Origin of the sequence: Actinomadura gamaensis (assembly GCF_042652125.1) — a bacterium.
Classification (GTDB): domain Bacteria; phylum Actinomycetota; class Actinomycetes; order Streptosporangiales; family Streptosporangiaceae; genus Spirillospora; species Spirillospora gamaensis.
The window spans coordinates 902,878-927,561 of record NZ_JBHSIT010000001.1; the positions used below are offsets into that span (position 1 = coordinate 902,878).

Sequence of the window (24,684 nt, forward strand, 5' to 3'; positions counted from 1 at the left end):
CCGCAACGCGCTCGGGCGGTCTCGGGGACGGTTCGCGGAGGCTCCGGGACGGTTCGCAGAGGCTCGGGGAGGGTTCGCAGAGGCTCGGGGAGGGTTCGCGCAGGCTCGGAAGGCTCGCCTGCGCAGGCGAATCGCGCTCGCGGTCGTGCTGGTGTGCGCGGCGTCGGGATGCAGCGCGCCCGAACTGTCGTCGTCGGTCACGGAGTCCGGCGACGGGCGTCCGCCCGCGTACGACGTGAATCCGCAGCCGCGCGACCGTATCCGCGTAGGCGGGACGTTGCGCTGGCCGCTGCCGGAGTTCCCCGCCCAGTGGAACTTCCATCACGTCAACGGTGGCAAAGGCGTCGTGGACCTCGTCCTCCAGGGCGTGTTGCCGTTCCTCATGCGCGCGGACGAGAAGGCCGTCCCACAGCCGGTGCCCGAATTCGTGACATCGGCGCGCGTCACGGAGACCGAGCCGCACCAGGTCGTCACCTACCGGCTCAACCCGAGCGCCCGCTGGTCGGACGGGAAACGCATCGGGTACGCCGACTTCGTCGCGCAGGCGCGCGCGCTCTCGGGCCGCGATCCGCGGTTCCAGGTGGCGACCGTGACCGGGTACCGGGACATCGCCAAGGTCCGGCGCGGCGCGAGCGACCAGGAGATCAAGGTCACCTTCGCCCGTCCCTACGCGGACTGGCGCAGCCTGTTCAGCCCGCTGTACCCGGCGTCCACCAGCGGGAACCCGCGGATGTTCAACGACGGCTGGGTGAACCGGGTGCCGGTGACGGCGGGGCCGTTCCGGATCCGCCGGATCGACGAGACGGCCAAGACCGTCGAGCTCGTCCGCGACCCGAACTGGTGGGGACGGCCCGCCCGGCTCGACCGGATCGTGTTCCGCGCGATGGACCCGGGCGCGATGCCCGGCGCGTTCGCCAACGGTGAGATCGACCTGATGGACGTCGGCACCGATCCGGCCGCGCTGCGGCGCGCCGCCGACGTCCGGGGCGCGCGGATCCGCCGCGCGGGCGGCCCCGACTGGCGGCACCTGACGTTCAACGCGGCCTCCCCGATGCTCTCGGACGTGCGCGTGCGGCGCGCGCTGTTCATGGCCGTGGACCGGGACGTGATCGTCCGGTCGGACCTGGCCGGGCTCGGCCGCCCGCCGCGCCCGCTCGGGAACCACTTCTACGTCACCACCCAGGCCGGATACCAGGACGACTCGGGCGAGCTCGGCCACTACGACCCCGTCCGCGCCGGGCGGCTGCTGGACGAGGCGGGCTGGAGGCGGCACGGCCGCTACCGGACGAAGGACGGCCGGACGCTCGTGCTGCGCTTCGTCGTGCCGTCGGGTGTGGCGACGAGCAGGCGCGAGGGCGAGCTGACGCGGGCGCTCCTCGCGCGTGTGGGCGTACGCGTCAACATCGTGCCCGTCCCCACCGACGACCTGTTCGACGAGTACGTCACGCCCGGAGATTTCGACATCGTGCCGTTCTCATGGCTCGGCACGGCGTTCCCGCTCTCGCCGCTCCGCTCGGTCTTCGCGCGCCCGCGCGGGGACCACATCCAGCAGAACTACGCGCGCGTGGGCTCCGAAGAAATCGACACGGCGATGGACAGGGCCATAGGCGCGGTGGACACGGCTCGTGCGCGCGGGCTCATCAACGCGGCGGACAAGCTCATCTGGGACGAGGCGACGGTGTTGCCCCTGTACCAGCGTCCGCAGGTCGTCGCCGTCCGGGCGGGTCTCGCCAATCTCGGCGCGTGCGGGTTCTGGGAGCCGGCGTTCGAGGACATCGGGTTCAGCGGAGACGGCTGATCCGGCGCCCGATGGCTAAGGGAGCGGGATCTGCACGCCCTTGCGGTCGCTGGTGAAGCGGGCGTCCCACACGTAGAGGCGCAGGTCGTGCGGCGGGGTGTCGGCGCTCACGGGAAGGTCGGACGCGACGCGCACGATGTAGGAGCCGCCCGCGGGCAGGACGGTGTCGCCGTCCTGCGAGTAGGGCGCCTTGGCGTTGCCGATGCGGGCGGTGACCTCGCTGTGGTTCGGCAGGGTGCACATGCTGTCGGGGATGCCGGGCTGGGGCATGCACCGTTCGCGCGCGGACGAGGGGACCGAGTCGAGCGGCATGAACAGGTCGGCCGGGAAGTCGAGCGGTACGGGACGTCGCTGGTTGTTGGTCAGGACGTAGTCCGCGTAGGCGTAGGTCTCGCCGTCCTTGGGAGGCGTGCTGTTCGACAGGGGCCGCTTGTCGGTGCCCGAGCGGACGGCGGCGAGCGTGTAGCCGTAGCCCTCGGGCGTGGTGAAGCTCAGTTCGTGGCCGGTCTTGGGCTCCGGCGCCGGAGAGGGGCCGCCGGACGGCACGCCGGTGACCGCCGGAGCGCTCCCGGCCGCCTCGCCGCCCGTCCCGCTCATCGAGGGCGAGCCCTGGTGGTCGGGGCGCAGCGCGACGATCGCGACCGCGACCGCGCCGATGCCGAGGGCGCCGGTGAGCGCGCCCGCGAGCCCTAGCTTGCCGGTGCTCGTCTTCTTGCGGCGCCGGTGGGATCGGTAGCTGTTGGACATCTGCCAGCCTCGGGGGATCCGTCCTGGGTTCGGGGGCGAGTCACGATACCGGACGCCCGGTCGTGGGTGACTGGCCGGTCATGCCTCTGACATGGAGCGATACAAGCGGGGGTGATACCTAGCAAGCGTTTGTCATCGAATGAGCACGGCTCAGCGTCACCGGGTGAGCAGCGTTCCGGCGGGGTGACCGCGCAGCGACGCGTCCAGGACTTGGGCGGTGTGCGCGACCGGCAGCGGCGCTCCCCGGCGCTCCAGCGCCTGGGCGATCTGGAGCGAACATCCAGGATTGGCCGCGACGAGGAGGTTTGCGTCGGTGGCCGCGACGTTGGCGGCCTTGCGATCGCCGAGATCGGCCGCCGCACGAGGCTGGAGCAGGTTGTAGGTACCGGCGGAGCCGCAGCAGACGTCCGGATCGGCGATCTCCCTGACGGTCAGCTCGGGAATGCCGTCCAGCAGGGCGCGCGGCTGTGACCGCACCCCCTGCGCGTGCGCGAGGTGGCAGGCGTCGTGGTAAGCGACCGTGAGCGGAAGTGGATGCCGTTCGGCGCGCGGCCCCAACTCGACCAGGTACTCGGCCAGGTCGCGGGTCTTCTCCGCGAGCGCGCGAGCGCGGTCCGCCCAGAGGGGGTCGTCCGCCAGCAGGGTCTCGTACTCCTTCATCGCCGAGCCGCAGCCGGCCGAGTTGACCACGATGACGTCGACGCCCTCGAACGTCTCGACCGTCCGGCGGGCGAACGCGCGGGCCTCGTCGGCGCGTCCGGAGTGCAGCGACAGCGCGCCGCAGCAGCCCTGCCGCCTCGGGATCAGCACGTCGCAGCCCTCCAGGGCCAGCACGCGCGCCGTCGCGGCGTTCACGCCGGGGAAGAACTCCCGCTGGACGCAGCCCGTGAGCATCCCGACCGTCGCCCGGCGTCCGCCGCGCGCCGCGACCCGCTCGGGCAGCTTCGGCGCCTTCTGCGAGGGCGGCGCGAGCCGTTCCATCGCGGCCAGCGTCGGGGACAGCCGCTCCAGGACGCCGGTGCGCCTGACCAGGGCGGGCAGCCCGGAGCGCTGATAGGCGCGTAGCGGGCCGCGCAGGGCGCGGAGGCGGCCCGGGTAGGGGAACAGCCGGAAAATCGCCTCACGGACCGCTCGCTCCGCCGGCGAGCGCGGGTGCTCGGCCTCGACCTCGGCTCGGGTGATCTCGATGAGCTTGTCGTACTGAACTCCGGACGGGCAGGCCGTCACGCACGCCATGCAGCCCAGGCAGGCGTCGAAGTGCTGCACCATCGCGCCGTCGAGCGGCGCGCCGTCCTGGTGCTGCTGCATGAGATGGATGCGTCCGCGCGGCGAGTCCATCTCCTCACCCCAGAGCACGTACGTCGGGCAGGTCGGCAGGCAGAACCCGCAGTGGACGCAGTCGTTCAGCAGGTTCTCGATGCGCGCGCTGGAGCGGTCGGGTAGTTCGTCCGGCCGGGTCACGGTCACACTCCTTCGGCGAACCGACCGGGCGAGAGCCGGTGGTCGGGGTCGAACTGGTCCTTCACGCGCCGCATGATCGGCAGGGTGGGCATCGGGCCCCAGACGTCCACGGATTCCCGGACGGCCTGACGCGCGCGCACGAGGACGACCCGCGCGCCGAGCGGTTTCATGGCCTCGCGTAGCGCTTCGAGGTCGTCGGGCGTGGTGTAGAGGCGTCCGGCACCGGCCGAACCGCGCAGCGGCAGGCCCTTGGCGGCGTCGAGGACGTCCGGGAACCGCGCCGGAAGGCCGCGGATCTCGGCGAGGATCTCGCCTTCGGGGAGCCGGTTCCACCATTCGGGGTCGGGCGCCGGCGTGCCTCCGAGCAGCTCGTGCAGGCGCGCGGACGTCTCGTCCGGGGTTTCGGTCTCCGCCTCCACGGCGACGGTCGTCTCGTCCGATCCGGCCGGACGGTCGATCTCGATCGCGCGCGGGACGACCTGCGAATGCAGGACCGCCTGGACGGCCCGTCCGGGATCGTCGGTGGTCGCGGCCACGCGCACGACGCGCGCGAGCGGATGCATCCGGAAGGTCGCGTCCACGATGAGGCCGAGCGTGCCGAGTGATCCGGTGTAGAGCTTGCCGAGGTCGTATCCGGCGACGTTCTTGACGACCTTGCCGCCCGACCGGGCGATCGTCCCGTCCGCGCGGACGGCGGTGACCCCGATCAGCAGGTCGCGCGCCGTACCGTGCAGCAGGCGGCCCGGACCGGCGACGTCGGCGGCGATCGCACCGCCGATCGTGCCGTCCGTGGGCGGGTGCAGCGCGAGATGCTGCCCCCAGCCGTCCGCCTCGGCGGCGCGAAGCGCTCCGAACGTCAACCCGGCCTCGACGTGCAGGGTCAGGTCGCCCGGCGAGTGCTTGACGATCCGGTCGAGGTTGCGGGTGGTGACGAGCACGTCGCAGCGCTCGACCGGACGGCCGCGGTCGAGCTTCGACCCCGTTCCGGACGGCACGACGGCCAGCCCGTGCTCGGCGGCCGTCCGCATGACCGCCGAAGCCTCCGCCAGGTCGGCGGGCGCGGCGACGACGGCGGGCGTGAGGCCGTCCACGTGATCGGTGTCCTCACCAGGGCGGACGTCGGCGCAGACCTTGGCGAACGCGTCCAAAGGGAGCATCAGAACAGGTCCGCCTTTCCCTCGGCGACCAGCGGGTGCGGGCCTTTCCGGACGCCCGGAACCTCACCGCACAGCCGCGGCGTCGGGAACACCTTGCCCGGATTGCACAATCCGGCCGGGTCGAAGCCGCACCGGACCCTCTGCATCGTGTCGAGGTCCTCGTCGCTGAACATGCGCGGCATGTAGCGCGCCTTGTCCACGCCCACGCCGTGCTCGCCCGTGATGGACCCGCCGTGCTCGATGCACAGATCCAGGATCGCGCCGGAGACCTCTTCGGCGCGCTCGTGCGCGCCCGGTACGGAATCGTCGAAGAGCACCAGCGGATGGAGATTGCCGTCCCCGGCGTGGAAGACGTTCGCGACGCGCACGCCCGACTCGCGGCTCAACGCGTCGATGCGTCCGAGCACCTCGCCCAGGGCGGTGCGCGGGATCACGCCGTCCTGGACGATGTACGCCGGGCTGATCCGGCCCATCGCGGCGAACGCGGACTTGCGGCCCTTCCAGATCAGCGCGCGCTCCGCGTCGTCCGCCGCCACCCGCACCTCGAACGCGCCCGCCTCCCGGCACAACCGTCCGACCTGCGCGAACTGGTGCTCGACGGTCGCCTCCGGGCCGTCCAGCTCGACCACCAGCACCGCGCCGGCGCCGGCCGGATAGCCGCAGGCCACGGCCGCCTCGGCGGCCTCGATCGACAGCGCGTCCATCATCTCGATCGCGGCGGGCACCACCCCGGCCGCGATGATCGCCGACACCGCCTCGCCGCCCTGCCCGATCGTGCCGAACGCGGCCAGCAGCGTCCGCACGGTCTCCGGCAGCCGGGTCAGCCGCACCGTGACGGCGGTGGCGATGCCCAGCGTGCCCTCCGAGCCGACGAACACGCCCAGCAGGTCGAAGCCCGGATCGTCCCGGGTCAGCTCGGTGATCTCGCCGTCCGGCGTGACGATCTCGCAGGCCAGGACGTGGTGCGCGGTGAACCCGTACTTCAGGCAGTGCGCGCCGCCCGAGTTCTCCGCCACGTTCCCGCCGACCGAGCAGATCTGCTGGCTGGACGGGTCGGGCGCGAAGTAGTACCCGTGCGGACGCGCGGCGCGCGACACGTCCAGGTTGATGACGCCCGGCTCGACGGTCGCGCGCTGGTTCGGGATGTCGATGTCCAGGATGCGGCGCATCTTCGACGTCACGATGAGGACGCCGTCCGTCCGGGGAAGCGCGCCACCGGACAGGCCCGTCCCCGAGCCCCGCGCCACGTACGGAATCCCCGCCTCCCCGCACGCGCGCACGATGGCCGCGATCTGCTCGGCGTTCTCCGGTAGGACGACCAGACCGGGAGAGGCCCGGTGGGACGTCAGTCCATCGCACTCGTACGTGCGCAATCGGACGGGATCGGTGATGACCGACTCGGAGCCGAGCAGGCGGACACAGCGCTCGGCCAACGCTCCGAGAGCGCCAGCCGAAGCCGTGGGGGAGTTTGCCGGGGCCGGGACGGTGTCTGCCATGCCGTCTCCCTAGGACGGGGGCGCGGCGGCCCTGCCGAAGCCGCCGCGCCCATGGTGACGCGGGAGTTCCTACGGGACGTGGGCCTACGGGAAGCGGACGTACGCCGGGGTGGTCAGGAACTCGGAGTACTCGTCGGCCAGGGTGACCTGCTTGAACAGGGCCACGGCCTCGTTGTAGCGGGGCTCGTTGTAGGCGTCGCCCAGCTCGGTGCGGATGTTGGCCAGCTCCTCCTCCAGGATGCGCTCGACCAGCTCGCGGGTGACGGTCTCCCCCTCCTTGAGCTTCACGCCGTTGCGGATCCACTGCCACACCTGCGAGCGGGAGATCTCGGCGGTCGCCGCGTCCTCCATGAGGTTGTGGATGGCGACGGCGCCGGCGCCGTCGAGCCAGGTGGCCAGGTAGCGCAGGGCCACATCGATGTTGTTGCGCAGCCCGGCCTCGGTGATGTCGCCGGGGGTGGCCTTGAAGTTCAGCAGGTCGGCGGCGGAGACCTTGACGTCCTCGCGGAGCCGGTCGCGCTGGTTGGGCTTGTCGCCCAGCACCCCGTCGAACACCTCCCGGCAGACCGGGACCAGGTCGGGGTGGGCGACCCAGGACCCGTCGAACCCGTCGGTGGACTCGCGGGTCTTGTCGGCCCGGACCTTCTCCAACGCGACCTTGTTGACCTCGGGGTCCTTGCGCGAGGGGATGAACGCGGCCATGCCGCCGATGGCGTGCGCGCCGCGCTTGTGGCAGGTGCGCACCAACAGCTCGGTGTAGGCGCGCATGAACGGCGCGGTCATGGTGATCGCGTTGCGCTCGGGCAGCACATAGTCGGCGCCCCGGTCGCGGAACTTCTTGATCACGCTGAACAGGTAGTCCCACCGGCCGGCGTTCAACCCCGCCGAGTGATCACGCAGCTCATACAGGATCTCCTCCATCTCGAACGCCGCCGGAATGGTCTCGATCAGCACCGTGGCGCGGATGGTGCCGCGCGGGATCTCCAGAATGTCCTGGGCCAGGTTGAAGGCGTCGTTCCAGAGCCGAGCCTCCCGGTGCGACTCCATCTTGGGCAGGTAGAAGTAGGGGCCCTTGCCCTTGGCCAGCTGCCGGCGCGCCGAGTGGAACATGTACAGCCCGAAGTCGAACAGCGACCCCGACATCGGCTCACCGTCCACCAGCAGGTGCTTCTCCTCCATGTGCCAGCCGCGCGGGCGCACCACGATGGTGGCCAGCTGCGCATCGTCCTTGAGCGCATAGGACTTGCCCGACCTGGGGTCGGTGAAGTCGATGGTGCGGTCCAGCGCGTCGCGCAGGTTCAGCTGCCCCTCGATCATGTTGGCCCACAGCGGGGTGTTGGCGTCCTCGAAATCGGCCAGCCACACCTTGGCGCCCGAGTTCAGCGCGTTGATGGTCATCTTCCGGTCGGTCGGGCCGGTGATCTCCACCCGCCGGTCCTCCAGCCCCGGCGCCGGATCGGCCACCCGCCAGGAGTCATCGGTGCGGATCTCGGCCGTCTCGGGCAGAAAATCCAGCGTCCCGCCCGCCGACAGCCTCTCCTGCCTCTCCTGCCGCGCCCGCAGCAACTCCTTGCGGCGCGCCCCGAACTCACGCTGCAAAGCGGCGAGCAAACCGAGAGCCTCGGGGGTGAGGATCTCGTCGTAGCGCTCGCCCAGAGGTCCCCGGACCTCGACACCGTCGGTCATGGTGCCCGCCCTTTCGTTCGTACGAGAATTTCGCCTGGTGAAATTCCGGTTCTGTTGTGTGGAGAACGCTACTCGCCGGTACGGAGCCGGGTCAAAGCGGGGGCCGTCGCTGGAGACCTCCCCGCGCGCCGCCGGGATAATCGGGTGACCTGCCAGGGCGGCGCATGGGACGATCGCCTCACCCGTCCGGACACATCGCGCGACGTCGCGCGACGGATCGCGGCCTGTGGCGTTCGTGGGAGTGTGGCGGATCCCGCGGGTGCCGCGGCGCGGCGCGGGTACGACGCGGTCGTGGGGAATCGACCGGGCCTCCACGGCGTTTGACAGAGGGCATATGACTGAACCTTTCGCAGAAGACCGCACCGACGACGTCCTGAACGGCCTCGGCGGCCTCGACGCTCACGACGGGGACGAGCCCATGACGGGGGACCTCGACCTCGAGGAGCGCCGTGCGCTGCGCCGCGTCGCGGGACTGTCCACCGAACTCGACGACGTCAGCGAGGTCGAGTACCGCCGGCTCCGGCTGGAACGGGTCGTCCTCGTGGGCGTCTGGACCGAGGGCACCGCCCAGGACGCCGAGAACTCGCTCCGCGAGCTGGCGCTGCTCGCCGAGACCGCCGGATCCCAGGTCCTGGAGGGCCTGACCCAGCGCCGCTCCCGGCCGGACGCCGCCACCTACATCGGCTCCGGCAAGGCCGAGGAGCTGCGCGACGTGGTGATCGCCACCGGCGCCGACACCGTCATCTGCGACGGTGAGCTCGCGCCGAGCCAGCTCCGCCACCTGGAGGAGATCGTCAAGGTCAAGGTCATCGACCGGACGGCCCTGATCCTCGACATCTTCGCCCAGCACGCCAAGAGCCGCGAGGGCAAGGCCCAGGTCGAACTCGCCCAGCTCAACTACCTCCTGCCGCGCCTGCGCGGCTGGGGCGGCAACCTGTCCCGGCAGGTCGGCGGGCGCGCCGCGGGCGGCGTCGGCATCGGCGGCCGCGGCCCCGGCGAGACCAAGATCGAGCTGGACCGGCGCCGGATCCGCACCCGGATGGCCAAGCTGCGCCGCCAGATCGCCGAGATGGGCAAGGCCCGGGACACCAAGCGCGGCGAGCGCCGCCGGAACATGGTCCCCGCCGTCGCCATCGCCGGCTACACCAACGCGGGCAAGTCGTCCCTGCTCAACCGGCTGACCGGCGCGGGCGTGCTGGTGGAGGACGCGCTGTTCGCCACCCTGGACCCGACCGTCCGGCGCGCCACCACCCCGTCCGGGCGGGCCTACACCCTCGCCGACACCGTCGGGTTCGTCCGGCACCTGCCGCACCAGCTCGTCGAGGCGTTCCGGTCCACCCTGGAGGAGGTCACCGACGCGCACCTGGTCGTGCACGTCGTGGACGGCTCCGACCCCGAACCCGAACGGCAGATCGACTCGGTCCGCGAGGTGTTCCGCGAGATCGGCGCGGACTCGCTGCCCGAGCTGATCGTGATCAACAAGGCGGACGCCGCGGACCCGCTGGCCATCGCCCGGCTCCAGCGCCGCGAACCGCACAGCGTCGTCGTCTCCGCCCGCACCGGGCAGGGCCTCGACGAGCTGCGCGCCGCGATCGAGCGCGACCTGCCCACGCTCGCGCGCGAGGTCCGCGTCCTGCTCCCGTACGAGCGCGGCGACCTGGTGACCGCCGTCCACGACCGGGGCGAGGTGCTCAAGCAGGAGCACGAGGCCGCCGGAACCGTCCTGCTGGCCCGCGTGCCGGAGGACCTGGCGGGCGAGCTCGCCAGGTACGAGGACCCGATTCCGGCCGCGTCCTAACCCTTACGGGCACTCGAACCGCCGCGGCAGCCACTTCCGGCTGCCGCGGCGGTTCTGCTTTCCGTCCGCGTCGTCACGAACGAAGCAACCCCGCGTGCGCGCGCGGGCGGCCCGTCCCACTGCCGAGGGTCCTCGCCGCAGCGGGACAGGCTTCCGCAGCGAAGCGCCGCCGCAGCGAAACGTGCCGCCGCAGCGGCAGCCTCCCGCAACGGGACGGGCGCCCGCAGCGAAGGGCCGCCGCAGTGGAACGTGCTGCCGCAGCGAAGAGACGCCGTGCTGCGGCGGGCCACCACAGCGGGAGGCTGCCGCTGCCCCTAGCGAAAGGCCACCGGCAGCGGGACGGGCGCCTGCAGCGAAGGGTTCTTGCTACGAGCAGCGGGGGCCTCGGCGCGTTGCTGCGGGCCGGAGGCGGGGCTGACAGGCGGGGTCAGGTGGGGAGTTGCTGAAGGTTGCGGGAGATAGCTGAACGTTTCCTGGACGTACCAGGAGCTCTCCGGGCTGGTCCGGGCGATGGCGCGGCGACGCGCGGGCGCGCGTCATTGCGACTCGGCGTGCGGCGCGCGAAGCTTTCAGCAGCGACTTTCGGTCAGCGCGGACCTCGGAGGAGAACGGGTGCGGTCGCCATGTGCGCGTCCGCACCCGTTCTCTGATCGTTTCCGGAGGTGCGGTGGTCGCCGTAAGGTGACAGCTTCTCCATTCCGCTTGACGGGTCTGCCGGAATCCGTACGGTCATAGGACTAAGGGTGGGGTGATGGCGTCGATGGGGTGCGTCCCGGTATTCGGTGGTTTATTGGATGTGAGGCGGGTTCTGCCTGCTCGTCGGGTGCGTATGACCTGTGCCGACATCCGTGCCCGCCGTGGCCACCGGGGAACTTTCCGGCGGCGCGCGGCGTTGGGCGGGCGAAGGTTGTCCGCCGGGCCTTCAGTGCACTACCGTGACGAAACCGATATCTCCGGTCTCGTTGCTCAAGGTGATCTTTCGATCATCCCTTCCCCCAGTGGTGGACCGCCGGCACCCAGTCGGCGTCCCGTATCGAGAGCAGGTGGCCCAGTCCATGCCGTCAGGTCGCACGCCGCGCGGCGTTCCCGCCCCCACCGGGCGGTGACCCCGTGACGGTCAGGCTGCTCACCAACATCGGACGTCTCTGGACGGGCACCGACGTCTGCAGCAACGCCGCCGTCCTGATCCACGACGACCGCATCGTGTGGGCGGGCCCGGCCTCCGACCTGCCGCAGAGCGTGCCCGGCATCATCGACGACATCGTCGACGTCGACCACGTGGAGAACCTCGGCGGCGGCCTGGTCACGCCCGGCCTCATCGACGCCCACGCGCACCCGGTCTACGCGGGCAACCGCTGGGCCGAGCTCGCGATGCGCACCAGCGGCTCGTCCCACTCGGCCATCGCGGCGGCCGGCGGCGGCGTGAACTCCACCGTCACCGTGACCCGCGGCACCGATCCCTGGACGCTGTGCAACGGCGTCCGCGAACGGCTCCGCCAGTGGATCCTCGCGGGCACCACCACCGTCGAGGCGAAGACCGGCTACCACCTCACCCGCGACGGCGAGCTCGCCGACATCCGGATGCTGCGGTCGCTGGAGTCCGAGCCGTCCATGCCGCGCATCCACGCGACCTTCCTCGCCGCGCACATCCTGCCGCCCGAGTACTTCGGCCGCCGCCGCGACTACATCGAGGCCGTCCGGCAGTGGGCCGGAGACGCCGCCGTCGCGGGCGCCGACTCGATCGACGTCTACTGCGACGAGGGCCACTTCACCGCCGAAGAGGCGCGCATCCTGCTGCTGACCGGCAAGCGCAGCGGCCTCAAGGCGCGCATGCACGCCTGCGCCAACGAGCGCGTCGGCGCGGCACAGGTCGCCGCCGAGGTCGGCTGCGCGTCCGCCGACCTGCTCACCCAGGCGAACGACGACGACGTGAAGGCCCTCGCGCACGCGGGCGTCACGGCGACGGTCTGCCCGGGCAGCGCCCTGAACTCCTCGCGTCCGGCGGCCCCGGTGCGCTCGATGCTCGACCGCGGCGTCACCGTCGCCCTCGGCACCGACCACAACCCCGGCCAGTGCGGCATCACGTCCATGCCGCTCGTCATCGGCCTCGCCGTCGCGATGTACGGCCTGTCGGTCACCGAGGCCCTCCGCGCCGCCACCCTCGGCGGAGCCGCCGCCCTGCGCGTCGGCGACCGCGGCTCCCTCGCCCCCGGCATGCTCGCCGACATCGTCCTCTGGGACGCCGACCACGAGGGCGCGTTCGCCTGGGCCTTCGGCCTGCGCGCCCTTCGTGTCTGGCGGGGCGGCGTCCCCGTCCAGCCCTGACCGCTCCACCCGCTCTCGCGCGCCTCGGACTGCCCCCGAGGCCGTAGGCGGGTCGCCCGTCGCGCTCGCCGTCGAGCCGCGCGCGGATGTCGTACCGGAGAACGTCGTACCGGAGAACGTCGTACGCGCGACCGCGCGGGGCTGCGAAGGGCTGGCGTGAGGCTTCACGCGCTCGTTACGGATTGACACAACATGGTCACGAATGTTCCGTGCGGGCGGGGTAGCCTCACCCTCATGGGCAGCGCGGTAGCGGTCGTCACGGACTCCACCTCCTACCTTCCCCCGGATCTCGCCGACCGGCACCGGATCACGATCGTCCCGCTGCAACTCGTGGTCGGCGGCGACGTCCGCGACGAGGACGCGATCACCACCGCCGAGACGGCCCGCGCGCTGCGCGAGTGGCATCCGGTGACGACGTCCCGTCCCTCTCCCGAACGCTTCGCCGCCACCTACGCGTGCGCCGCCGACGCCGGCGCGTCGGCCGTCGTCTCGGTGCACCTGTCGGGCTCGATGTCCGGGACGGTCGAGGCGGCGCGCTTCGCCGCCGAGGACTCGCCCGTCCCCGTCCACGTGGTCGACTCCGGCACGATCGGGATGGGCCTGGGTTTCGCCGCGCTGTCGGCCGCCGCAAGGGCCATGGACGGCGCTCCGTTCACCGAAGTGGTCGCCGCCGCGGAGCGCCGGGCCGCGCTGACGCGGTCGCTGTTCTACGTCGACAATCTCGAACATCTCCGGCGCGGCGGACGCATCGGAGCCGCCGCCAACCTCCTCGGCACCGCGCTCTTGGTGAAGCCCTTGCTGGGCATCTCGTCCGGACGCGTCAAGCCCCTCGAAAAGGTGCGCACCGCGTCGCGCGCGCTCGCCCGGCTGGCGGACCTGGCCGTGGCGGAGGCCGCCGACCGGCCGGTGGACCTGGGCGTCCAGCACCTCGCGGCCTCGTCGCGGGCCCAGGCCCTGGCCGCGGATCTCCGCGCCCGCATTCCCACCGTGAAGGACGTCTACGTGGGCGAAGTCGGCCCCGTCATCGGCGCGCACGTGGGACCGGGAATGCTGGGCGTGGTGGTGGCTCCGCAGCTCTGAGCCGCTGCGGCCCGGCGAAGCGGACCGACCGAGAGAATCTCGTTTACTCGCCGTATGTCGGGCAATTCATCGGCAATCGCTGCTGATCTTGATCTGCCTCCGGCAGAATCCTGCTTCACCTGCGGAAACGAGAGTTATCCACAGTTGGCGCCTGCGCTTTCGGATGCGGTACCGACTCTTCTAGCGTCCATTGCATGGACATTCTCAGCGCAGCGGCACCACCGTCCGCTCACCTGCACTCGACTCCCGTGGGTCCCACCTTTCCCACTTTCACCCCCGAACCGGACGGCGGAAACGCCGCTCCGCTTTCCGAAGAGTCGCCACGGAGCGGTCCCTGGGGCCACGATGGCTCGCGTCCTACTCCGGATGTGAGACCGCCTCCCCGCCTCGAACGGCCTTTGGGGGCCACCTTCACGCCGACCCCGCCCTCGAACCAGCGCCGTCCCCGAGCCGAAGGCCTGGGAGAGGTCGGTGTGGTGGAAGGAGCCTCGACACCGAGCCCTGGCCGCGGCGCCAAGCCCGGCGAGCGCGGTTCGCCCCGCTCGGCACTCCCGATCAGCGCGCGCCTCCGCGCCCACGCCCGGAGCCTGGTGGAACGAGACCGGCTGGATCCCGGCATGGGCGGCGCGCGGGCACTGCTGATCGTCGGGGCCATCGCCGTCCTGGTGGCGGTCGGCTACCTCTGGATGGCCCGTCCACGCCCCGAAGCGGTGACGGCATCGGCGGCCACGACACCGTCACTCGCAGCCTCCTTGTCCTCCTCGTCCTCCTCGTCCGGCCGGAGCGCCACGTCGGCCGTGCCGTCCGCCGCGTCGCAACTCGTCGTCCAGGTGATCGGCAAGGTCCGTCGGCCCGGCGTGCTGACCCTGGCCTCCGGTGCCCGAGTGGCGGACGCCCTGAACGCCGCCGGCGGTGTCCGCCCGGGCGCGGACACCGGCGCGCTGAACCTGGCCCGCAAGCTCATGGACGGCGAGCAGATCGCCGTGGGCGTCCACCCACCCGCGCCGCCTCCGGGGCAGAGCCCGGCCCCGCCCTCCAGTACCGTCCCCGGCGCGGCCACGCCACCGGGCACACCGCTGGACCTGAACAGCGCGACGGCCGAGCAACTGGACCAACTCCCCGGAGTCGGCCCCGTCCTGGCCCGCCGTATCACCGACTACCGCACCCAACACGGCGCGTTCCGCACTGTCGATCAACTCCAGGACGTCCCGGGCATAGGAGCCCGCCGCCTGACCGACCTGAAACCCCTCCTCACAACCTCACCCTGAGGCCGCCAGGCCCACTGCCCGGCGCGTCCCCACCCCGGAGACCGAAGGTGCGGTTCCGCGCCGCGTGCGCCGTCACGCACCTCCCGCCCCAGCTAGCCCTACCGAGGAGCGCGCGGCATGAAAGCCCGGCGACCGAGGGGTGGCGACCGAGGGCGTGGCGACTGAGGAGGTGCTCCTGGAGCGGTGCGGTGCTGGATAGGCGCGGTGATGGATGAGGTGCTGATGAGTGGAACGGATGCGAAGGAGCGAGAGATGGAGGTGGGGCCTGCGGACGGACGTCGTGAGGCGGTGGGGGACGTGCGCGAGGAGGGTGGGCATGACCTGCGGTTGGTCGGGCCGGCGTTGGGGGCTTGGGCTGGTGCTTTCGTCTGCTTGGGGCTGGACGCGTGGGTCTGTGGGTTGGTGGGCGGAGCGTGCCTGCTCGGGGCGTGCGTGCTTCTGACCTGGGTCTGGCGCCGTGGCGCGACTGCTTCGTCGTTGGCGCGGCTGAGTGAGCGGAACGGAGGCGGGTGGCTGATGGTCGGGGGAGTCGCGTTGGTGTGCGCCGGGGCTTCGGGCATCGGGGTCGGGGTGCGGACTGCGGCGGTGCGGTCGGGCCCGGTCTACGCGGCGGGACGGGCGCATGGGATTGCGGCGGTCGTGGTCGTCGTCACGGGAGATCCGAAGGTCAAGCAGGTCGGTGGACGGGCGTTGGTGATCCTTCGGGCGCGGGCGGAGCGGTTCGAGGGGCGCGGCCGAGGGGTGCGGACGCGGGTGCCGGTCTTGCTGCTCGCATCGGGGCGGGCGTGGAGCGGGCTGGTCCCGAGCATGAAGGTGCGATGTTCCGGACGCTTCGTCTCCGCGAAGCGGGCGGAACTGCTCGCAGCAGTCGTGCTCGTGCGTGGGCCGCCGTCACGGGTGGACGGGCCGTCCGGAGTGCAGCGGGTCGCGGAGACTGTCCGGGCGAAGCTTCGGCAGGCAGCGGGCGTCCTGCCCTCGGACGCGCGCGGCGTCCTCCCGGCCATGGTCGTCGGTGACACCTCCCGTCTCGACCCGGATCTCGCGGACGACTTCACGACGGCCGGGCTGAGCCATCTGCTCGTCGTTTCGGGGGCGAACCTGGCGATCGTTGTCGGGGCCGTCCTGGCGCTGTGCCGGGTGGCGGGAATCGGCAGGCGCGGCGCGCCGTTGATCGCCGGGCTCGCGGTGGTGGGATTCGTGGTCGTCGCGCGTCCGGACCCGAGCGTTCTCCGGGCGGCGGTCATGGCCGCGGTCAGCCTGCTCGCCCTCTTCAGCGGACGCCCTCGACAGGGCGTGCCCGCGCTGACCGGGGCGGTGCTCCTGCTCGTCCTCGTCGATCCGGAGCTGAGCCGGTCCTACGGGTTCGCGCTCTCGGCCGCCGCGACAGCGGGACTGCTCGTGCTCGCTCCGGCGTGGCGCGAGCGGCTGCGGCGACGGTTGCCCCATCACCTCGCGGACGGCCTCGCCGTCGCCCTCGCCGCGGAGCTGGCGGTGGCGCCGATCCTGGTGATGATGTCAGGGGAGCTCGGCGTCGTCTCGATCGCCGCCAACCTGCTCGCGGATCCGGCCGTGGCGCCCGCGACGCTGTTCGGGGCGGCGGCTGCGGTCACGGCGCCGCTCTCCACCGGGCTGGCACGGCTCATCCTGTGGCCGGCGCAGTACCCCGTCCGGTGGATCATCTGGGTCGCCAGGACAGCCGCGACCTTGCCCTACGCCACCCTGCCCTGGGCCGGCGGCGCGCTGGGCGCGGTCGGGCTGCTCGCGGCGGGCGGGGTCACCGCCGGGATGCTGCGCTCGTCCCGCCTGCGGTGGCTGTTCGCGGCGGCGGTCGTGGGCGTCCTGGCCGGGGTCGTGTGCATGCACGTCCTCGCGCCCGGGTGGCCGCCGCCGGGGTGGCAACTCGTGGCCTGCGACGTCGGCCAGGGGGACGGGCTCGTGCTGTCGGCGGGCTCCGGGCGCGCGGTCGTCGTGGACGCGGGGCCGGACCCGAACGTCATGGACGGTTGCCTGAGCCGACTGCACGTCCGGGAGGTGCCGCTGCTGGTCCTGACGCATCCGCACGCCGACCACATCGACGGGGTTCCGGGAGTCCGCCATGGCCGGCGCGTGGACATGGCGATGGTGACGCCTCTGGGATTCGGACGCGAGGCGCGCTTCACCGGCAGCGTCCCGATCCGTCCGGCGCTGGCGGGGGAGACGTGGCGAGTCGGCGACCTGACCTTGAGCGTCCTCGCGCCTGCCCCGTCCAAGCCACATCTCACCGCGGGCGACGACGGGACGACGATGAACAACGCGAGCGTCGTCCTCGTGGTGACCCGGCCCGGCTTCAGCGCGCTCCTGCCGGGTGACGTGGAGACCGAGGCGCAGCAGGCGCTCGTCTCGGCCGTCCCGCACGTCCAGGTGCTCAAGGTTCCCCATCACGGTTCACGCAGCCAGCACCGCCCCTTCCTGGCCGCCGCTCATGCCTCGATCGCGTTGATCTCGGTGGGCAAGAACAACGACTACGGCCATCCGTCCCCACACACGGTGACGCTGCTCCAGCACCTGGGCCTCCGCGTCCTCCGAACCGACCAGGAAGGAGACATAGCAGTCGTCCGCACCCGCACCGGCCTAGCCACCGTCTCCCGCCACTGACCCGCCCGAGACGCGGCGCGAGACGCGGCAAGAGACACGGCGCGAGACATGGCGCGAGACATGGCGCGAGACATGGCGCGAGACATGGCGCGAGACATGGCGCGAGACACAGCGCGAGACACAGCGCGAGAGACGGCAAGAGACACGGTGCGGGACATGACGCTGGACAGGCCGCGAGACACGGTGCCGGACGAGTCGCGCTCCTTTCTGTGCGTCCCCGCTCACCCAAGCCGAGCCTGCCTCCGCCGGGAGGTTCGGTCGCGCTCTCGCTTGAATGGCGTCCTGTGGCGTCTAGATGACGTCATGCGGGTCAGGGCTGGTCGAGACGTGGGAAGGCGGATTGGGGCTGAAAGGAAGCTTGGTTACGGGAGGGGCCTTGGCCTGGGGCGTTCGGGCGGGTGCGGAGGTCTCGCGGCTCGGCTTGGGAGCAGGTGTGACGGCATGAGAAAAAGTGGTGACGTCATTTCGGGTTGACTTGACGTCATCGTGGCGTCATAGTGGGGGCATGGAGCTTGGGGCGTACGTGGAGAATCTCCGGCGGGAGCTCGTCCTGGCGGCTGAGGCCGGTGGGGACGAGGGGCGGGTGCTGGCCGAGCGGCTTTCGGGGGCGCTGGAGGCGGCTGCTCGGTTGACGCTGCTGGAGGCGCTGTCGGCGGCGGCGGACGAGATCACTCGGGATCTCGCGCCGGGGTCGGTCGATGTGCGCCTGCGGGGTGGGGAGCCCGCGTTCGTGGTGACGCCACCGGACGCCCCGGGCAGCGGCGGCGGGGCGAGTCTCGCGCAGGTCGCCCCCATGGAGGACGGCGGGACGGCCCGGATGACGTTGCGGCTGCCCGAGCAGCTCAAGGCGCGGGTCGAGGACGCCGCGGGCAGGCAGGGAATCTCGGTCAACGCCTGGCTCGTGCGGGCCGTCGCCGGCGCGGCCGAGCCGGGTCCCGGCCAGGTCGCCCTCCGGACCCAGAGCGGACGGGACCACACCGGCTGGGCGCGCTGACCCTCATCATCCGGCCGCCGGGCCGGGAACCGTCACGGACACATCAGGAAGGGCTTTGCCATGCCGACTTTCGAGACGCCTGAAGCGATCACCGCCGACATCCAGATCTACGTCGGGCAGGTCCGCGTCCATGCGAGCGAGCGCGCCGACACCGTGGTGGAGGTGCGGCCGAGCAATCCGTCCGCCGAGGCCGGTGTGCAGGCCGCCGAGCAGACGGTCGTCGAGTTCTCCGGCGGACGGCTGCTGGTCCGCGGGCCGCGTCCCCGGGCGCTGGGGTATCTGCGGCCGTGGCGCGGGTCCGTCGAGGTGAACGTCGAGCTGCCCGCGGGGTCCCGGATCGAGGCCGAGGGCTACGCGGACCTCATCGCCACCGGACGGCTCGGGCAGACCGTCCTGCGCGGGTCGAACGGGGAGATCCGGGTCGAGGAGACCGGGGCGCTGGAGGTCAAGACGTCCGTCGGGGACGTCTCGGTCGAGCGCGTGACCGGGCCGCTCGAAGCGGTCAGCTCCACCGGGACGATCCGGATCGGCGTCCTCGACGGCTCCGGGACGGTCAAGGCGTCCACCGGGTCCATCAGCGTCGGCGAGGTGACCGGCGCGCTGGAGTTGAAGACCGGCACCGGTGACATCACCGTCGACCGCGTGTACGCGGACGTCAGCGCCAAGTCGGCGCACGGGCGGATCCGGATCGGCTCGGCGGTCAGCGGGACCGTCCGGCTGCAGAACGGCCACGGCAAGGTCGGCGTCGGCATCGCCGAGGGCACGGCCGCCTGGCTGGACCTCCACAGCAAGAACGGCGTGGTGCGCAACGCGCTGACCACCGCCGAGAACCCCGACGGCGCCGAGTCGATCGTCGAGCTGTACGCGAACACCGACTACGGGGACATCGAAGTCCACCGTTCCTGACACGCGAGGAGAAAACCCCCCATGAGCGACGCGATCACAGCCGACGGGCTGGTCAAGAGATACGGCGACGTCACCGCGCTGGACGGGCTGAGCTTCTCGGTCCCGGCGGGGACGGTGCTCGCCCTGCTCGGTCCGAACGGCGCCGGGAAGACCACGACCGTCCGCGTCCTGACGACGCTGCTGCGCCCCGACGAGGGCCGCGCCACCGTCGCCGGATGCGACGTCGTCCGCGAGGCCGCGCGGCTGCGCGCGCTGATCGGACTCTCCGGGCAGTATGCCGCCGTCGACGAGCACCTCACGGGCACCGAGAACCTGGAGATGGTCGGGCGCCTGTACCACCTGGGCGCCAGGCGCAGCAAGGCCCGCGCTCGCGAGCTGCTGGAACGGTTCGATCTCGCCGACGCCGCGGACCGTCCGGTGAAGGGCTACTCGGGCGGGATGCGCCGCCGCATCGACCTGGCCGGCGCGCTCGTCGCCGACCCGCCCGTCCTGTTCCTGGACGAGCCGAGCACGGGCCTGGACCCGCGCGCCCGCGCCGCGCTGTGGGACACCGTCTCCGAGATCGTCGCGGGCGGCACCACCCTGCTGCTCACCACGCAGTACATGGAGGAGGCCGACCGCCTCGCCGACCGCGTCCTGGTGGTCGATCACGGCCGCGCCATCGCCGAGGGCACCGCCGACGAGCTCAAGGACCGGGTCGGCGGCAACCGCATCGAGCTGACCGTCGCGGACGCCGCGCAACTGGACGCCGCCGAGGAGGCGCTCGCGTGGGTCGCGGTCGGCGCGCTGCGGACCGCGCCGGAGTCGCAGCGGATCACGGTTCCGGTGACGGACGGCCCGGAGGCGCTCCGCCAGGCCCTCGACCGGCTCGCCGCCGCCGGCGTCCGGGTGCGGGACATCGGCCTGCGCCGCCCCACCCTCGACGACGTCTACCTCACCCTGACCGGACGCCGCGCGTCCGGCGCCGAACGACCGGTCGCGGAGGCCACCCGATGAACGCGCTCACCCTCTCCGTCGTGGACGGCTGGACGATCACCAAGCGCAACGCCCTGAAGATCAGGCGGTCGCCGGACCTGCTCGGCGCCGCGGTCATGTTCCCGATCGTGTTCGTGCTGATGTTCGTCTACGTCTTCGGCAGCGTGATCCACGTGCCGGGGATGTCCTACCGGGAGTTCCTGATCCCCGGGATCTTCGTCCAGGCCGTGATCATGGGCGCGCAGACCACCGGCTACACGCTGACCCTGGACCTGCAGAAGGGCATCTACGACCGGTTCCGCTCGCTGCCCATGGCGCGCTCCGCGGTGCTGATCGGCCAGACGGTCAGCGACCTGCTGATGAACCTCGCCGGACTGGTCGTCATGGCGGTGGTGGGGCTGGTCGTCGGCTGGCGCGTGCACTCCTCGCCCGTCGAGGCCGTCCTCGGGTTCGGGCTGCTGTTGCTGTTCGCCTACGCGTTCTCGTGGGTCACCGCGTCCGTCGCGCTGTCCCTGCGCACGCCCGAGAGCTTCAGCAACATCGCGACAATGGTCTCGTTCCCGCTCATGTTCATCTCCAACGCCTACCTCGACAGCTCGAAGCTGCCGACGCCGCTGCGGGTCGTCGCCGAGTGGAACCCGATCTCGACCTTCACCCAGGCCGCGCGCGAGCTCTTCGGCAACACCAGCCCGGCGCTGAAGACGTCGGACGCGTGGCCCATGCGACACGCCGTCCCGGCTTCGATGCTCTGGATCGCCGTGATCCTGGTCGTGTTCGTCCCGCTGGCGACCCGCCTCTACAAGAAGGCCGTCAGCTCCTGACGGGACGGGGCGGGGACGGGACGCGGGACGGGGCGGGCGCGAGCGTGTCAGCCGGACGGGACGAGATGGGGCGGGCGCGAGCGTGTCAGCGGGACGAGCGGGCCGACACGATCTCCGAGACGGCCTTCTCCAGGGCGTACGCGGGATCGGCGGCGCCGCCCTTCACCTGGGCGTCGGCCTGCGCGACCACGGTCAGCGCGCGGGCCACGCCGTCGCCGGACCAGCCGCGCAGCTGGCGCTGGACGCGGTCGATCTTCCAGGGCGGCATGCCGAGCTCCTTGGCCAGCGAGGCCCCGCGGGCGCCGCGGGGCGCGCCGCCGACCTTGGCCAGGCCGCGGACGCCCTGGGCGAGCGCGCTGACGATCAGGACGGGCGCGACGCCGGTCGCCAGCGCCCAGCGCAGCTGCTCCAGCGCGTCGGCGAGGTGGCCCTCGATGGCCTTGTCCGCGACGGTGAAGCCGCTGACCTCGGCCCGGCCCCGGTAGTAGCGGGCGATCGCGGCGTCGTCCACCTTGCCGCCGGTGTCGGCGACGAGCTGGCTGCAGGCGGCGGCCAGCTCGCGCAGGTCGGTGCCGACCGCGTCCACCAGGGTGCGGGCGCCGTCGGCGGAGATCTTGCCGCCGTGCCGCCGGATCTCGGCGCGGACGAAGTCGATCCGCTCCCCGGCCTTGGTGACCTTCGGGCAGGCGATCTTGCGCGCGCCGGCCTTGGCCAGGCCGTCCGCGACGGCCTTGCCCTTCGCCCCGCCCGCGTGGACGGCGACCAGCGCGACGTCGGGCGCGGGGTTCTTCACGTAGCCGAGGACCTCGGCGGCGAGGTCCTTGTTGAGGTCCTGCGCGGCGCGGAGCACGAGCACCTTGGCGCCGCCGAAGAGCGAGGGGGAGGTGAGCTCGGCCAGGCGTCCCGGCTCCATCCCGGCGGGGACGAGGTCGATCACCTCGGTCTCCGGGTCGTCCGCCCGGGCGGCGGCGACGATGTCGCCCACCGTCCGCTCGATGAGCAGCTCCTCGTCTCCGACGATCAGGGTGATGGCGTCCACTGGCACCCCCCAACAATGCCACACCGTCCTCGCCGTCCCGACCGGGCCGAGCCGGCGCGTCAGGCCCGCACGGCGGCGAGCGCGGCGAGCAGGGCGGTCACGGCCGGTTCGGACGAACGGTCCGGATGGTGGACGGTGTGGTACGCCACGGCGGGAAGGTCGGTGATCTCGCGGTGGACCAGTCCGGCGGGCGCGGGCACGCAGCCGTTCACGACCGCGAGTCCCGCGCCCAGCGCGACCAGGTGCAGGATCAGCGGCCAGCCGGACGCCTCGACCGCGACGGTCCACGGGATCTCGGCGGCGCGGAGGGTCCGTTCCAGGAAGGCGCGGTGGGGGCCGTGCGGCGGCGGGACGATCAGCTCCGTCCCGGCGAGGTCGGCCAGGGTGAGGGACGGGCGCGCCGCCAGCGGATGATCGGCGGGCATCGACAGGACCTGCGGGAACGTCGCCAGCGGGGTGGCCGCGAGGTCACCGGGCAGGACGTCCAGCACGGCGACCCCGACGTCCGCCGCGCCGCTCCGGACGGCCGCGAGCACGCGCGTCCGGTCGCCGTTGACGAGCCGCACGCCCGTGGTCGCGTGCAGGCGGCGGATCGCCGGTCCCAGCAGGTGGAGGTAGGCGCCCTCGCCCGCCGCGAGCGCCGGGACGCGGGGCCGCGCCGACCCGTCGAGGCCGGCCAGGAAGGCCGCCATCCGGTCGTCCAGTTCCCGCGCGAACCGGGCGAGGCGCTCGCCGTCGGGCGTGAGGACGAGCGTCCGGCCCCGCCGCAGGTAGAGCGGGCGGCCCAGGTCGTCCGCGAGCTTGCGGATCTTGGTGTGCAGGGCGGGCTGCGAGATGTGCAGTTTCTCGGCGGCGCGCGTGAAGTTCAGGTGGGCGGCGAACACCGCGAACGACGCGAGCGCGTCCGTCGACAGCCGTTCCATAGCAAGAGGCTATAGGTCGGCGCAGTAATAATAGTTCTGCTGGATCTCTCGGGTTGCGACGCTGCTGGGCATGGAACCGAGACTGGGCGTCGATTTCGGACGCGTCATCCAGGGCGGACCGCTGTCGCCGGGGAACGCCGACACCGCGTTCCTCGGCGGGACACTGCGCGACGCCCTCGCCTCCCCGCCCAACGACGGGGCGTTCGAGGCGCTCGCGGAGCTCGTCGCGCTGTTCGGCGGACGGGTGTGGATCATCTCCAAGTGCGGCGAGCGGGTCGAGCGGAAGACGCGCGCGTGGCTCGACCACCACCGCGTCCCCGCCCGCACCGGGCTGCCGCGCGCCAACGTCCGCTTCTGCCGGAAACGGGCGCAGAAGGCCGTCCACTGCGCCGACCTCGGCATCACCCACATGATCGACGACCGGCCGGCGGTGCATCGGGCGCTGGCGGGCGTCGTCCCGCACCGCTACCTCTTCGGCCCCCGGGACGCCCCGGCGCCCGAAGGGCTGCCCAACCCGCTGAGCTGGGCGGAGACCCTCAGCATGATCAAGGCGGACGTCCTCGCGGCCCCGGTCGGCGGCGCGACTCCGGTCACGGACGCGACAGGTAGCGCGGCGGGACGTGCGGGACGAGCCACACGCCGTTCTCGCTGAGACGGAACTCATGGCCGTCCGCGGCCATCTCGGCGGCGGCCACGGTCAGCACGACCGGGACGCCGCGCCGCGCGCCGACGCGCTCGGCCGTCGCGCGGTCAGGGGAGAGGTGGACGGCGTGCCGCCGCATCGGCAGCAGCCCCTCCGCCATGATCGCGTCCAGCGCCGTCCGGACCGTGCGTGGAAGAGGACGGCGGGCGGCGTCGCGGGCGCCAGGCCGAGGTCGACCGGCACCGAGTGCCCCTGGCTGGCGCGGATCCGGCGGCCGTCGTAGGCGTAGCGCCGCTTGTCGTTGGCGGCGACGACGTGCTCCAGCTCGGCGCGCGTGATCGGGAAGCCGTGCCGCCGCGCCGCCGCGAGCAGCTCGTCCACGTCGGCCCAGCCGTCCTCGGTGAGGGTCAGGCCGATCCGCTCCGGACGGTGCCGCAGGTGCTTGGCGAGGTACTTCGAGATCTTCACCAGGCGCCGCTCGTCCATGAGCGCCACCGTAGCCGCCCGGCGTCGGCCGCCCCCGGGCAGGCAGAGGGCGCTGAACGCACAACGACGAGGCCGCGTCCCCCGAGAGGGACGGCGGCCTCGTCGTGGATGCCGGGAAGTGGCCTTACTTGGCCAGCTCGGCGGCGCGCTTCGCGATGGCCGACTTGCGGTTGGCGGCCTGGTTCTTGTGGATGACGCCCTTGCTGACGGCCTTGTCGAGCTTGCGGGCGGCGTCGCGCTGCGCGGCGATCGCGGCGTCGGTGTCGCCGTTCTCGGCGGCCTCGCGGAACTTGCGGATCGCCGTCTTCAGCTCGGACTTGACGGCCTTGTTCCGCAGGCGAGCCTTCTCGTTCTGCTTGTTCCGCTTGATCTGGGACTTGATGTTAGCCACGTCGTAGTGCCTCAGCCTTGGTTGCGATCCTGGTTCCCGGCGCGCGACGGCCGCGC

The 24,684-nt window shown here is 72.2% G+C and carries 19 protein-coding genes and 1 pseudogene; 11 read left to right on the forward strand and 9 right to left on the reverse strand.

Annotation, left to right across the window (positions count from 1 at the left end; genetic code table 11):
* Positions 1 to 145: 145 nt before the first annotated feature.
* Positions 146 to 1,798, forward strand: coding sequence for an ABC transporter family substrate-binding protein (locus tag ACFPCY_RS04190; protein WP_378252204.1), 1,653 nt, complete (start codon positions 146 to 148; stop codon positions 1,796 to 1,798).
* A gap of 15 nt (positions 1,799 to 1,813) precedes the next feature.
* On the opposite strand, the gene ACFPCY_RS04195 is transcribed toward ACFPCY_RS04190, so the two are convergent.
* From ACFPCY_RS04195 to aceB, 5 genes are all read right to left on the reverse strand, one after another.
* On the reverse strand, positions 1,814 to 2,545 hold the full coding sequence (locus ACFPCY_RS04195; protein WP_378252205.1) for a hypothetical protein: 732 nt from the start codon (positions 2,543 to 2,545) through the stop codon (positions 1,814 to 1,816).
* 156 nt (positions 2,546 to 2,701) lie between these two features.
* On the reverse strand, positions 2,702 to 4,006 hold the full coding sequence (locus ACFPCY_RS04200; RefSeq protein WP_378252206.1) for a (Fe-S)-binding protein: 1,305 nt from the start codon (positions 4,004 to 4,006) through the stop codon (positions 2,702 to 2,704).
* A gap of 2 nt (positions 4,007 to 4,008) precedes the next feature.
* Positions 4,009 to 5,163: an FAD-binding oxidoreductase gene (locus ACFPCY_RS04205; RefSeq protein WP_378252207.1), complete on the reverse strand. Its 1,155-nt coding sequence runs from the start codon at positions 5,161 to 5,163 to the stop codon at positions 4,009 to 4,011.
* On the reverse strand, positions 5,163 to 6,659 hold the full coding sequence (locus ACFPCY_RS04210) for an FAD-linked oxidase C-terminal domain-containing protein (RefSeq protein WP_378252208.1): 1,497 nt from the start codon (positions 6,657 to 6,659) through the stop codon (positions 5,163 to 5,165). The genes ACFPCY_RS04205 and ACFPCY_RS04210 overlap by 1 nt, the downstream gene beginning before the upstream one ends.
* A gap of 84 nt (positions 6,660 to 6,743) precedes the next feature.
* Positions 6,744 to 8,345: a malate synthase A gene (aceB, locus tag ACFPCY_RS04215; RefSeq protein ID WP_378252209.1), complete on the reverse strand. Its 1,602-nt coding sequence runs from the start codon at positions 8,343 to 8,345 to the stop codon at positions 6,744 to 6,746.
* Positions 8,346 to 8,679: 334 nt separating this feature from the next.
* Here aceB and hflX point away from each other — a divergent pair, with 334 nt between their 5' ends.
* From hflX to ACFPCY_RS04260, 9 genes are all read left to right on the forward strand, one after another.
* Complete coding sequence (hflX, locus tag ACFPCY_RS04220; RefSeq protein ID WP_378252210.1) at positions 8,680 to 10,143, forward strand: GTPase HflX; 1,464 nt, start codon at positions 8,680 to 8,682, stop codon at positions 10,141 to 10,143.
* 1,110 nt (positions 10,144 to 11,253) lie between these two features.
* On the forward strand, positions 11,254 to 12,468 hold the full coding sequence (gene hutI, locus ACFPCY_RS04225) for an imidazolonepropionase (protein WP_253877910.1): 1,215 nt from the start codon (positions 11,254 to 11,256) through the stop codon (positions 12,466 to 12,468).
* 234 nt (positions 12,469 to 12,702) lie between these two features.
* Positions 12,703 to 13,548, forward strand: a complete 846-nt coding sequence (locus tag ACFPCY_RS04230; protein ID WP_378252211.1) for a DegV family protein — start codon at positions 12,703 to 12,705, stop codon at positions 13,546 to 13,548.
* 590 nt (positions 13,549 to 14,138) lie between these two features.
* A complete protein-coding gene (locus ACFPCY_RS04235) occupies positions 14,139 to 14,816 on the forward strand; it encodes a ComEA family DNA-binding protein (RefSeq protein ID WP_378252212.1) in 678 nt (225 codons plus the stop codon).
* Between the two features lie 807 nt (positions 14,817 to 15,623).
* Entirely contained in the window at positions 15,624 to 17,450 is a 1,827-nt protein-coding gene (locus ACFPCY_RS04240) for a DNA internalization-related competence protein ComEC/Rec2 (RefSeq protein ID WP_378252213.1), read from the forward strand.
* 505 nt (positions 17,451 to 17,955) lie between these two features.
* Positions 17,956 to 18,444: a toxin-antitoxin system HicB family antitoxin gene (locus ACFPCY_RS04245; RefSeq protein WP_378252214.1), complete on the forward strand. Its 489-nt coding sequence runs from the start codon at positions 17,956 to 17,958 to the stop codon at positions 18,442 to 18,444.
* A gap of 60 nt (positions 18,445 to 18,504) precedes the next feature.
* Positions 18,505 to 19,350: a DUF4097 family beta strand repeat-containing protein gene (locus tag ACFPCY_RS04250; protein WP_378252215.1), complete on the forward strand. Its 846-nt coding sequence runs from the start codon at positions 18,505 to 18,507 to the stop codon at positions 19,348 to 19,350.
* Between the two features lie 21 nt (positions 19,351 to 19,371).
* A complete protein-coding gene (locus ACFPCY_RS04255) occupies positions 19,372 to 20,346 on the forward strand; it encodes an ATP-binding cassette domain-containing protein (RefSeq protein ID WP_378252216.1) in 975 nt (324 codons plus the stop codon).
* Complete coding sequence (locus tag ACFPCY_RS04260; RefSeq protein WP_378252217.1) at positions 20,343 to 21,146, forward strand: ABC transporter permease; 804 nt, start codon at positions 20,343 to 20,345, stop codon at positions 21,144 to 21,146. Before ACFPCY_RS04255 ends, ACFPCY_RS04260 begins: the two co-directional genes overlap by 4 nt.
* 85 nt (positions 21,147 to 21,231) lie before the next feature.
* Here ACFPCY_RS04260 and holA read toward each other — a convergent pair whose 3' ends face one another.
* Both holA and ACFPCY_RS04270 read right to left on the reverse strand, forming a co-directional pair.
* Entirely contained in the window at positions 21,232 to 22,191 is a 960-nt protein-coding gene (holA, locus tag ACFPCY_RS04265; protein WP_378252218.1) for a DNA polymerase III subunit delta, read from the reverse strand.
* Positions 22,192 to 22,244: 53 nt separating this feature from the next.
* Complete coding sequence (locus ACFPCY_RS04270; RefSeq protein ID WP_378252219.1) at positions 22,245 to 23,108, reverse strand: LysR family transcriptional regulator; 864 nt, start codon at positions 23,106 to 23,108, stop codon at positions 22,245 to 22,247.
* Between the two features lie 70 nt (positions 23,109 to 23,178).
* Between ACFPCY_RS04270 and ACFPCY_RS04275 the strand changes: the two genes are divergently transcribed.
* Positions 23,179 to 23,760 carry a hypothetical protein gene (locus tag ACFPCY_RS04275; protein WP_378252220.1) on the forward strand — a complete coding sequence of 194 codons (582 nt, stop codon included), beginning with the start codon at positions 23,179 to 23,181 and terminating at the stop codon, positions 23,758 to 23,760.
* On the opposite strand, the pseudogene ACFPCY_RS04280 reads toward ACFPCY_RS04275, so the two are convergent.
* Positions 23,699 to 24,237, reverse strand: a pseudogene (locus ACFPCY_RS04280) (RNA 2'-phosphotransferase). The gene ACFPCY_RS04275 and the pseudogene ACFPCY_RS04280 overlap by 62 nt on opposite strands.
* 124 nt (positions 24,238 to 24,361) lie before the next feature.
* Positions 24,362 to 24,628, reverse strand: coding sequence for a 30S ribosomal protein S20 (gene rpsT, locus ACFPCY_RS04285; RefSeq protein ID WP_378252221.1), 267 nt, complete (start codon positions 24,626 to 24,628; stop codon positions 24,362 to 24,364).
* Between the last annotated feature and the right edge of the window lie 56 nt (positions 24,629 to 24,684).